This window comes from Bradyrhizobium sp. sGM-13 (genome assembly GCF_018398875.1).
In the GTDB taxonomy this organism is placed as follows: Bacteria; Pseudomonadota; Alphaproteobacteria; order Rhizobiales; family Xanthobacteraceae; genus Bradyrhizobium.
In genome coordinates this window covers 1-8,887 of sequence record NZ_JAGWDK010000084.1, presented here as the reverse complement: position 1 = coordinate 8,887, position 8,887 = coordinate 1, and the positions used below count along the sequence as shown (strand labels likewise).

The 8,887-nt window shown below is 60.7% G+C and carries 11 protein-coding genes and 1 pseudogene; 8 read left to right on the top strand and 4 right to left on the bottom strand.

What is annotated here, in order from left to right:
* Positions 1-591 precede the first annotated feature (591 nt).
* The 3 genes from KJQ96_RS37455 to KJQ96_RS37445 all read left to right on the top strand — a co-directional run bounded on the left by KJQ96_RS37455 (position 592) and on the right by KJQ96_RS37445 (position 2,417).
* Positions 592-777, top strand: a complete 186-nt coding sequence (locus KJQ96_RS37455; RefSeq protein ID WP_309142534.1) for a DUF6894 family protein — start codon at positions 592-594, stop codon at positions 775-777.
* Positions 778-1,137: 360 nt separating this feature from the next.
* The gene (locus KJQ96_RS37450) at positions 1,138-1,389 is read left to right on the top strand and encodes a DUF6894 family protein (RefSeq protein ID WP_213291056.1); all 252 of its coding nucleotides are present in this window, start codon (positions 1,138-1,140) and stop codon (positions 1,387-1,389) included.
* A 557-nt stretch (positions 1,390-1,946) separates the two neighbouring features.
* The gene (locus tag KJQ96_RS37445) at positions 1,947-2,417 is read left to right on the top strand and encodes a hypothetical protein (protein ID WP_213291055.1); all 471 of its coding nucleotides are present in this window, start codon (positions 1,947-1,949) and stop codon (positions 2,415-2,417) included.
* Between the two features lie 284 nt (positions 2,418-2,701).
* Here KJQ96_RS37445 and KJQ96_RS37440 read toward each other — a convergent pair whose 3' ends face one another.
* Positions 2,702-3,010, bottom strand: coding sequence for a hypothetical protein (locus KJQ96_RS37440; RefSeq protein ID WP_309142533.1), 309 nt, complete (start codon positions 3,008-3,010; stop codon positions 2,702-2,704).
* A 398-nt stretch (positions 3,011-3,408) separates the two neighbouring features.
* Here KJQ96_RS37440 and KJQ96_RS37435 point away from each other — a divergent pair, with 398 nt between their 5' ends.
* The 3 genes from KJQ96_RS37435 (at position 3,409) to KJQ96_RS37425 (ending at position 5,766) form a co-directional block, all read left to right on the top strand.
* Entirely contained in the window at positions 3,409-3,612 is a 204-nt protein-coding gene (locus KJQ96_RS37435) for a hypothetical protein (RefSeq protein ID WP_213291054.1), read from the top strand.
* Between the two features lie 572 nt (positions 3,613-4,184).
* Positions 4,185-4,328: a hypothetical protein gene (locus tag KJQ96_RS37430; protein WP_213291053.1), complete on the top strand. Its 144-nt coding sequence runs from the start codon at positions 4,185-4,187 to the stop codon at positions 4,326-4,328.
* A 1,231-nt stretch (positions 4,329-5,559) separates the two neighbouring features.
* Positions 5,560-5,766 carry a hypothetical protein gene (locus tag KJQ96_RS37425; protein WP_213291052.1) on the top strand — a complete coding sequence of 69 codons (207 nt, stop codon included), beginning with the start codon at positions 5,560-5,562 and terminating at the stop codon, positions 5,764-5,766.
* Positions 5,767-6,168: 402 nt separating this feature from the next.
* On the opposite strand, the gene KJQ96_RS37420 is transcribed toward KJQ96_RS37425, so the two are convergent.
* Positions 6,169-6,354, bottom strand: coding sequence for a hypothetical protein (locus KJQ96_RS37420; protein WP_213291051.1), 186 nt, complete (start codon positions 6,352-6,354; stop codon positions 6,169-6,171).
* 110 nt (positions 6,355-6,464) lie between these two features.
* On the opposite strand from KJQ96_RS37420, the gene KJQ96_RS37415 reads away from it, so the two are divergent.
* Both KJQ96_RS37415 and KJQ96_RS37410 read left to right on the top strand, forming a co-directional pair.
* On the top strand, positions 6,465-6,659 hold the full coding sequence (locus tag KJQ96_RS37415; RefSeq protein WP_213291050.1) for a DUF6894 family protein: 195 nt from the start codon (positions 6,465-6,467) through the stop codon (positions 6,657-6,659).
* 548 nt (positions 6,660-7,207) lie between these two features.
* Positions 7,208-8,035 carry a YihY/virulence factor BrkB family protein gene (locus tag KJQ96_RS37410; protein ID WP_213291049.1) on the top strand — a complete coding sequence of 276 codons (828 nt, stop codon included), beginning with the start codon at positions 7,208-7,210 and terminating at the stop codon, positions 8,033-8,035.
* Between the two features lie 134 nt (positions 8,036-8,169).
* Here the strand turns inward: KJQ96_RS37410 and KJQ96_RS37405 are convergent.
* Together KJQ96_RS37405 and KJQ96_RS37400 are read right to left on the bottom strand one after the other, a co-directional pair.
* Positions 8,170-8,271 (bottom strand): annotated as a pseudogene (locus tag KJQ96_RS37405) (transposase); the annotation flags it as partial.
* A gap of 105 nt (positions 8,272-8,376) precedes the next feature.
* The gene (locus KJQ96_RS37400; protein ID WP_249735015.1) at positions 8,377-8,706 is read right to left on the bottom strand and encodes a hypothetical protein; all 330 of its coding nucleotides are present in this window, start codon (positions 8,704-8,706) and stop codon (positions 8,377-8,379) included.
* Positions 8,707-8,887: the final 181 nt, after the last annotated feature.

The window sequence follows — 8,887 nt, the reverse complement described above, 5'->3', positions numbered from 1 at the left end:
GAGCGCGTGTTCGATGAATCCGGGGAAGGGCGCCTTTACGCCGATCGCCTCCGGTTTCTTGCGCTGAAACGCCACGCCGCAAACTCCACGCCACCGTGCCAACCGGGGGGTTAGTCGGCACGCACAACTAATGACCTCTAAGCAGGGGTCGTTCCTATTTTGCCATCTGTCCACTAGTGGACCGACAGCGGCGCTAAAGAGCGTAAGCTCTTGAACATCACCGGAAGGTACTCCGGCAGTTATCGGTGACGAGAACGCCAGTTGCGCTCCCGCCTTCCCTAAAGGAAAGGAACAGCGCATGCAGAAGCGTCGCCGTTTCAAACAAACGACCTCGCTAGACCAGCGATTGATGGAGGAGGCGGAACGCCTTCGAAAAGAAGCGCGCGGCACTCCGCCAGGTATCGCGCGTGAGCAACTTATCAGGCGAGCCCTGCAAGCCGAAACAGCCGTAAACATTCAGCAGTGGCTTACCTCCCCGGGGCTGCGAGCGCCAATCTAGGCACGCCGGGCCTCGTTCTTTTCGCCGCCTGCTTACGTGCGCGAACAACTTTCGGGTCTCATGGTTCTACTTTCGGGGCGAAGGTGGTTCCTATGCGACGCTACTATTTCGATTTGAGAGACGGTGACGATCTCGCGCCTGACGAGGAAGGATTGGACCTCCCCAATATTGAGCGGGTGCAGGAAGAGGCTGCTCGCTCACTGGCCGACATGGCGCGGGACGCGGTCAGAATGAACCATGACCGGGCGGGGGAGCCAGATGGCAATCGAAGTTCGTGACGACGACGGCCCGGTTCTGCAGGTGAAGTTCACCTTGGAAATTGATCGGCACAAGCAGTGAGACGGGGGCCGCTACAGCGGCCCCAGCCCTGCCAGATTATCGCCAGCACCAAAGCTCGCCGGTGCACGCCGGCGGGCCCGGTCTTTGTCAGCGGCCGTACAGACGATGATCCAATGGCGGACTATTCTGTACGTTCCCCGGCAATGTCCCCAGGCCGGGGCGTTTCTCCAAGAGCTGGCGGCCCCGGTGCGTTGCGTATTGCCGGGGCCGCTAGATCCTAATCTGATTTTGGAGTGTCCTAATCCCCTTCTGCAATTAAAACGGCATTAGCCTGTTCAATAGCAAGCTAGGATGCCCGAATGCCAAGATACTATTTTGATATCCGCGAGGGGGACAACTTTACCGCCGATGACGAAGGTCTGGAACTCACCAACCTTGCGCGTGCCCGGGCAGAAGCCGCCGGTGCGATCGCAGATATGGCGAGGGATGCGATCCGTAAGCAATCCCATAAAGGCCCGGGTCATCAGTTGGCAATCGAGGTCCGCGACGGTCGCAGGCCTGTGCTTGCGGTAAAAGTTTCCTTCGAGGTTGATGAACAGAAAGAGGGTTAAGGCCGCACCAGTTGGCGGCCTCTTTCATTCCAGCACCTCATACTCGAACGCCACGCCCTCAGGATCGATCTCCTCAAACCATTTTTTCCGCGGCATCCACATTGGCGAACGCCTTGATGTGCTCAGGGTCGCCAACCTGCTTGCTGGTGTTGATTAGACAAAAACGGTCATTGGTCTCTCTTCAGCTTGCGCTTGCCCCAATGATGACTCTTGCGCTCGGGATCAAAGACCCGCTCGACGTGACGGTTCAACGCCCGCATGACGCCGATCCTGGCCAACATCGTGGGGCCGCCGTTCTCCGCAACGGATCAGCGCCTCCATCGCGGCTTGCCACTCCGGAGCGGAGTACTCGGCGTTCGACGGCCTCGTGATGTAGCTCGCGGCGTCATGTCCTTCTTCCCTGCGTCGCGCCACGCGATCATTGCTGTTGCCTAAGCTCCGCGCCAGGAAAGATTCCTATTGCGCGAAGGAGCCGCTCCGCATTTGGCCGCAGCAAAAATAGGAACGAAAGCAGCGAATGAAAATTTCCGGAGCTTCACAGCTATAAGGAGATCGTCATGAAAGCATCAGCAATCGCGGTAGCATTGTTCTTTGCGCTCGGCTCAACGTTGGCTGTCGCCCAAGGTGCCGGGGGCGGCGGTGCCGGTGGAGGCGGTGCCGGTGCCGGGGGCGGCGGTGCCGGTGCCGGGGGCGGCGGAGCTGGTGGCGCAGGCGCGGCGGGCGGCGGGGCTGGTGCGGGTACGGCCGGTGGAGCTGGTACGGGTGGTGGAACTGGTACGGGTACGGCCGGTGGAGGTGCTAGTGCCGGCGGTGGACCCGGCGCCGGTGGTGGTGGCAGCACAGGTACCGGCGCGGCGACCTCGGGAACGGGGACGGGCACCGGCTCAGCAATGGGAACAGGGGTGGGTCAGACTGGCACCACGGGCGCCACGATGTCGCCGGGCAGTGACGGCGGCGGAGCCGCCGGTGGCGGCGGGCCTCCGACAACAAGCCCGACGGATCCCGACCGGCGTCCTAGACCCCGCTAACCTCTTCGCGTAAGCGGCCAGTGCGGGCACGAGGTGTTGCGGATGTTCGCGACCAGCGGACCGCCGGCGCGCGATGGTGGCGGCATGCCCCAACGCATCGAGCACCGTCTTGAAGTCGGGCGGCAGCCGAGGCCGCTCGTCCTCGGCCGCTGAATTGCAGGTCGGGCAGGGGGCGCAAGCACCGCCGCAGCCGCAGGCGTGCTCACCTTCCCAGGGTTGGTCCGGATGGTTCTCACAGACCCAGCCGCTACCCTCGCAGAGCAAGCATTTCATCAGGCGATCCTCTACGCCTTGGCTTTCTTCACCGTGGCATGAACATCTGGGTTCGGCTTGCCGGCGTTCAATGCGCGCAGCATTCCGATCCGCGCGTGCATCAGGAAATCGCGGCCCTCGGCACAATTGATCAGTGTCTCGACCGCGAGCTGCCAGTGCGCCAGGCGCTGCTCGGCCTTTGGCAGCTTCGTGATGTAGTCGGCTGCATCCATCAAGGTGACGAGGGATCGTCCCCGCGGAAGCGAAATCGGGTCTTCAAACGGTGTGGACCAGGGCAATAAAATACTCGGGCAATAATCTTGGGTGTTCCACGCCAGCACAGCCTCGTCCTAGCGGCTTGCCAACCCGTTCACGATTTGTACTATTTGCCCCATGAAGAGAGCCCGCGAAATCGAGATCCTTTTCAGGCGGCTTCGCCTTTACGACCAGCTCGGGCGCCGGGCCGAGGGGCTTTGCCGAACAATCCAAAGAGAATTGAAGGAGCGCTATGGGCCTGGATCACGTCCGTTCCGAAATCGACCACATGCGCGTCCAGGTCGGAAGACAACGCAGGGAGATCCTGCAGCTTCAGCGCGCCGGCATCGCCACAGCGGCGGCTGAGCTCTTGGCTTGGCAGGATGCTGGCGAAGATTGAAGGTCTTTGTGATGAGCGGGACCGGCTCAAAAAAGAGCAGGACGGTCCGATGAAAGGGCGCGTGCTTGGCGGCCGGAGCTGGTGATGCGCGAACAATGGAGATGGTACGACGACAAGGCGGACAACTCGCCCTGGATCGAGGCGCTTGGAGAACTGCGGCAGCGTGCCACGCGAGAGGGTCACTGCTATCAGCACGTCCAGGCGATAACCGTTGCGATCGATCAGTACGCAGAAAAGGCGCTAGGCAACCGCGACTACTTTCTCAACAAGCCTTACGGCGTCGGCTAGCGCTGCCGCGACGAAGCGGGCGGGATCTCCGTAATCTTAGGGGGCCAAATTCCGATTCCTAGGTGACAAAGCGAACCGACACCTGTGTCTATCGTGATCTAAGATTTTTGCGTTTCATCGCGTTCGGAGTGTTTGCGAATCGCCCGGCCACAAGCCGGGCCTTTCGTTGGGAGAAACGGCCCAGCGGGGGCTAGATGAGCACGTTCCAGACAAGCCCAAGCGCCAGAATTGCCAAGCGGGGGCGGGGCCGCTTCTAGGGCGACGAAGCGGCCCCTAATCGCGCAGTACACAGGCTGGGACTAGTCGCCATCTGCGCGACCTGCTGTCACGCTAGACCTGTCTGAATCGGCCGCAACTAAACTCGCGTGTTAAGCTTGACGTCCGTGTTGGGGGTTAATTCTGGAACACTGGCCAAGCCGGTTCATTCCAGAACCCACATGCAACTAAAGGGCGGACTCCAGCCCCGGGAGTCGAGACGACGGCGCAAAGAGCTAGAGCCGCAGCGGCGTCAGTGGGGACGCCGCGCGATTTTACGCCGTCCGACGGAGATCGTTCCTAGAGAGTGTTACGGCTTGCTCAGCCTGTCCCATGCATCGATGTTCAAAGAGCGGCCGGACGTCGGCGCGGCGGTGACCGCATGCCCGACAGGTGAACTTGGGCTCGAGATCCGAAAGCCGAACGTCTTCACCGCAGCGGCCGGCGCCAACCGTTACTGAATGCGCGCACTTGTAGTCGCCGCAAGTAGACCAACAGCCGAGGAGGGCCGGACTCCCGCATTTCTCCCGAGGTGATTTTTTGAGCGCGCTGCATGCGCCCAATTCTGCCAAGAATCGCACTCAGCTTGAATGGCCATTCCGGTGGGTGAGCCGTAGTGGTGCGTTAGTAAGGCCCGGCGCATGTCGTCCGGAACCTGTCGTGCGTCGGGCCACCTGGAATATTTCCATTGTCGCTATATGAACAAAACTCCGACCTCAACCGTCTTATTTGGACGGAGATGGTCAATGGACCAGAGTAAGATCCCCGCGAGCTCGATCGATCATGACAAATGACGACACTCCCATGCCGACCGCGGACCCCGGGCAAAGGATCGACAACGCTGTGGATGCCATTCGTGGCATGTCCCAGGACCTGGCCGACGAAGTCGCGCCTCGTCCGGGGTGGCTCGACAGGTTGAGCGCGGCTACGCGCGATGCGCCTATCCAGTCATTGGCAATTGCATTCTTGATTGGGGTGCTGCTGACGCGCCGATAGCAGAGTTTCAACCAGTTTGGCCCTGCTGCCGTTTCACGGCCCCGTTGACCTTCGCTCGGTCGCGCCGCTCCTCCCGTAGCAACGACATGACGGCGTGGTGGATGTCGGCGGGGATAGTGAGCTCGCTGTCCAGGGGCTTCATGTCGTCACGGCAGCGTCACGCATGACGGTGCGGCAGCGCATGTCGACGATCATGTCAGTCTGCGCGGATTACCTACTTCCGCTGATGACCTGTGCCATCTCGCCACGCAAGGTCTGGGAACCGGACCAACGGCTAAACGTTATCAGCTTGAATTCCAAGCTACGCACTGCGCATACGCAGGAGGCGGAGGAAGGCGCATGGATGCCACCACACTTCTGGTCATTGTGCTTGTTATTTTGCTGGTTGGCGGCGGCGGCTGGTACGGCCGAGGACGCTGGTACTAAACGTTAGCTCGATCCGTGGTCAATCTTCACGTGCCCGTCCGCCTAAAGTGCCGTTAGTTGGCGGCAGGTGCGTGCTGCAGCGCTGTAGTGAAGGGGAAGGGCCTCGCCCTTTTTCCAACCATTCCGTCGCAATCGGGTGGTATCTTCCCTTGAAGGTTCAATGTTTGCAGGACGGCGGTTCACGCTGGCGGGTCTTCTGCGATATACAGTCCGGAGGGAACCTCACCAGCATGGCGCAGTTGGCCTTGATCGAAAAGGAGGAGGTTTGAAATGCGTAAAATCATTCTGCCCGTCGCTGTTCTGGCACTAGCCCTATCCAGTGCTGGGGCCATGGCTCAGACAGGTGGTGCGAGCGGTACCGGTGGAGGTGCCGCGGCAAAGTCGGGCTCCGACGCGACCGCGCCGATGGCTGGTGGTGCAACAAAACCGATGACCAAGACAAAGACAGCCAAGGCGAAAAAGCAAAAGAAGATGTAACGGCAGACGTTTGCTCTTTATCAAGGCGCTCCGGTTCACGCCGGAAGGACACGGCTTGGGCCGTCGGCCGTGTTGAGCCGGTGATGGCCGCGAGTTCATCGGTAATGCGGAAGTTGAATGCAGGAAGATTGGGCGCTTCTTCGGGAGCGATTCGATCCACTGAGCGGCGAGCTTGGCGCAGGCGGAGATCGACCGGCTGATGAAGCAGGCGTATCAAGAACACGAGGCAAGGGAAGTCGCGCTCCGCGAGTGAAGGATACTGCTATCAACACGTCCAGGCGATCACCGTCGCGATCGACCAGTACGCAGAGAAAGCGCTGAGCAACGCGATTACTTCCTCAACAAGCCCTACGGCGTCGGCTGATCTGAAAAACTAATTACACGAAGCCGAAGCCCGCCGGTTCACGCTGGCGGGCCCTTTACGTTGTCGCCGCTTGTGCCGGGCGCCATCTCCTCCAGTAGGCCTAACGCGATATCGATTTTTCCCAGCATACCTTCGATCGCATTGCGCTCTTCCGGGCCGGGGTCCTCCTGCAGCCGTCCCACCATCTGCTGTTTCTGAGCAAGGAGCTTTTCAACGGTTGTCATGCTTCGATCGCCTCTTACCTGGCCAAAAAACGGCCCCAGCACCTCGGGGGATTGGTGCGCTGGGGCCGCGAAGTCCCTCTCCTAGATTGCCTAATTTTCCCAAGGAAGGTTTGTTCCTGGTCAGTGAGGGTGATGACTTCTTCCCCGATGAAGAAGGCCTGGAACTCTCCACTGTCGAAGCCGTGCTGGAAGAGGCCGCCTGGTACCTTGCGGACATTGCGAGGCTCGGCGTCATCGCGGCAATGGTTCGGGCGACCGCGAGGCAATCGGTCTGGGTACCCCAAAAGATCCGATTGGACACCTAAAGAGCAAGGACGAGCCAATCTGCAATTTTACTATCAAGGAGACGTGCCGAAACTCCTGAATAGCGGGTCGGTGAAACCTTTGGCTATCCGCGACAGGCGCCGTAATTGACGGCGGCGACGGTCTCTTCGGTTTCAATACCCTAGCAGGATTTTCGTTCCGCCGGGCTTGCCGGTTGCCGGCACCTCGCTTGCAGCGCGCCGATGGGCCTGTGAGACCCGCCGACCGCCGTTCAGAGGGATGCCTTCGGCCGACGCTCTCGCCTGGATCGCGCCTAGAGTTCGGCGGAGCTTGGCGGCGATCATGCGCGAAGGAATCCTGTTGCCGGCGAGCCCCTTCAACAGGTCCACGTCCTCCGGTGTCCAAGGCCTGCTGATTATCCTCCGGTGCATCTAGATACCCAAACGAAGAACCTCGTCTTAGGCGGCGCAAAGTCAAGCGGCCAACGTTTGCGGTTCGGAGGCGGTTCCGATGCAGGCTCCAGGAACCTTCGAACTAGCCGGCCTTTATCGGGAATGGTGCAGGCGAGGGCGAAGGTCGAACCGCGACGATGTGGTGGACGGTAGCAAAGGAGGCTGCGAGCAGCTGGTCGGCCCACAGGGATGCCCGGCAGGGCGCTGCCCTGGCGTACTACTCCGTCTTTTCGCTCGGTCCGATCATCGTGATCGCCATCGCTGTGGCCGGTCTCTTCTTCGGCCATGAGGCGGTCACCTCGCAGGTTACCTCCTCTTTGAAGGGTATGCTGGGAGAGACCGGGGCCAAGGCGATCGAATCGATGCTCGCGGGAGCCAGCCGTCCCGCCGAGGGTGCTCTGGCAACGATCCTCGGCATCGGCGCGCTTCTGTTCGCGGCAATCGGAGTCGTCGTGCAGTTGAAGGATGCGCTCAACGTCGTCTGGGAGGTGGAGGAGTCGGAGGAGAGTGGGCTTTGGCATTTCGCCCGCAACTACGTGCTGTCGTTCGCCGCCGTCCTCGCCCTCGGCTTTCTTCTCCTCGTCTCGCTCTTGGTGACGGCGGCCTTGGCCGCGGCCGGAAAGTTCGTCGCGCCGTACATGCCGGAGGGCGTTCTGCACGTTGTCAGCTTGTTGGTCTCGTTCGCCGTCGTGACGGTGCTCTTCGCGATGATGTTCAAGTGGCTGCCGGACGTTTCCGTCGGATGGCGCGATGTCTGGCTGGGTGCACTCCTGACCGCCTTGTTCTTCGAAGTGGGAAAGGCTGCGATAGGCTTCTACATCGGCAAACAAGGACTGGAGTCGACGTACGGTGCGGCCGCCTCGATCGTCGTCGTGCTCATCTGGGTCTACTACACGTCGCAGATCATCCTGATGGGCGCGGAGATCACGCACGCCCACGCCAAGCACAAGGGTTCGATCAAGTAGCAAGGACAGCACGAGAGACGCGACGACGTGCGGCCTCTGTCGCAGCCGGGCGGGAACTCAGGAAGGCGAGCGAACCGGGCGTTCTACAAGGCCGGTCCGTTGCGTCCGGACGAAGTGGACGGCGCGACCTGCAAGGGAACGAAGTTGTCCGGCAGGTCCCGCCACGGCGCTCCGGATCGCAAGACTCAGAAGATGCCATTGAGACCGCGACGATCATTCACCCGCGGCACGTGGCGACGCCATCCGCACCAGTAATTGGCCTCTTACGAAGAAACAAGCCTTAGGCCTTCAGGTTCGTGATCCGCACAGTTCCGACCACGGTCCCGTCATTGAACGCTTGCTCATTCGTACCTTTGTCGCAGGTCCAAACAAAATTCTTCTTGGCCGCAATGTCTTCCTTCCTGCTCGATCCGAAGCTCCCCTTCGGTGATATGGCAGACCATGGATTCATCATCGGGGGACCGGCAGTCTTCGATCCCGGCTGCAGATGACGTCGAGCAGGAGACAATCTTGAAACCGGGATGAGAGATGGTGCCATCGTAAGCCACGACACCAGGCCACGGCGTCGTATCCTTGTAGCCCGTGTCTTGGGCGGCGGCGGGCTTCATCATGGCCGCCGAAGCCGCTGCCAACCCGACTCCCTGCGCTGGCCTTCGATCGATCTTGTTCATCTTTTTCTCCCAAGGCTTCCAGGAATGTCCGGAGTTGGCCTTCTCCGACCAACCCCAGTGCGGGACAAACCTCGGCTCCTAGGGGTGAATCGGAAGTGGCAGGGACGCGGGCTAAATCAACGGGAATGACCCTGGCTGTGTGAAAACGCTGCGCTTGATGTGATTCGCGCGATATGATTCC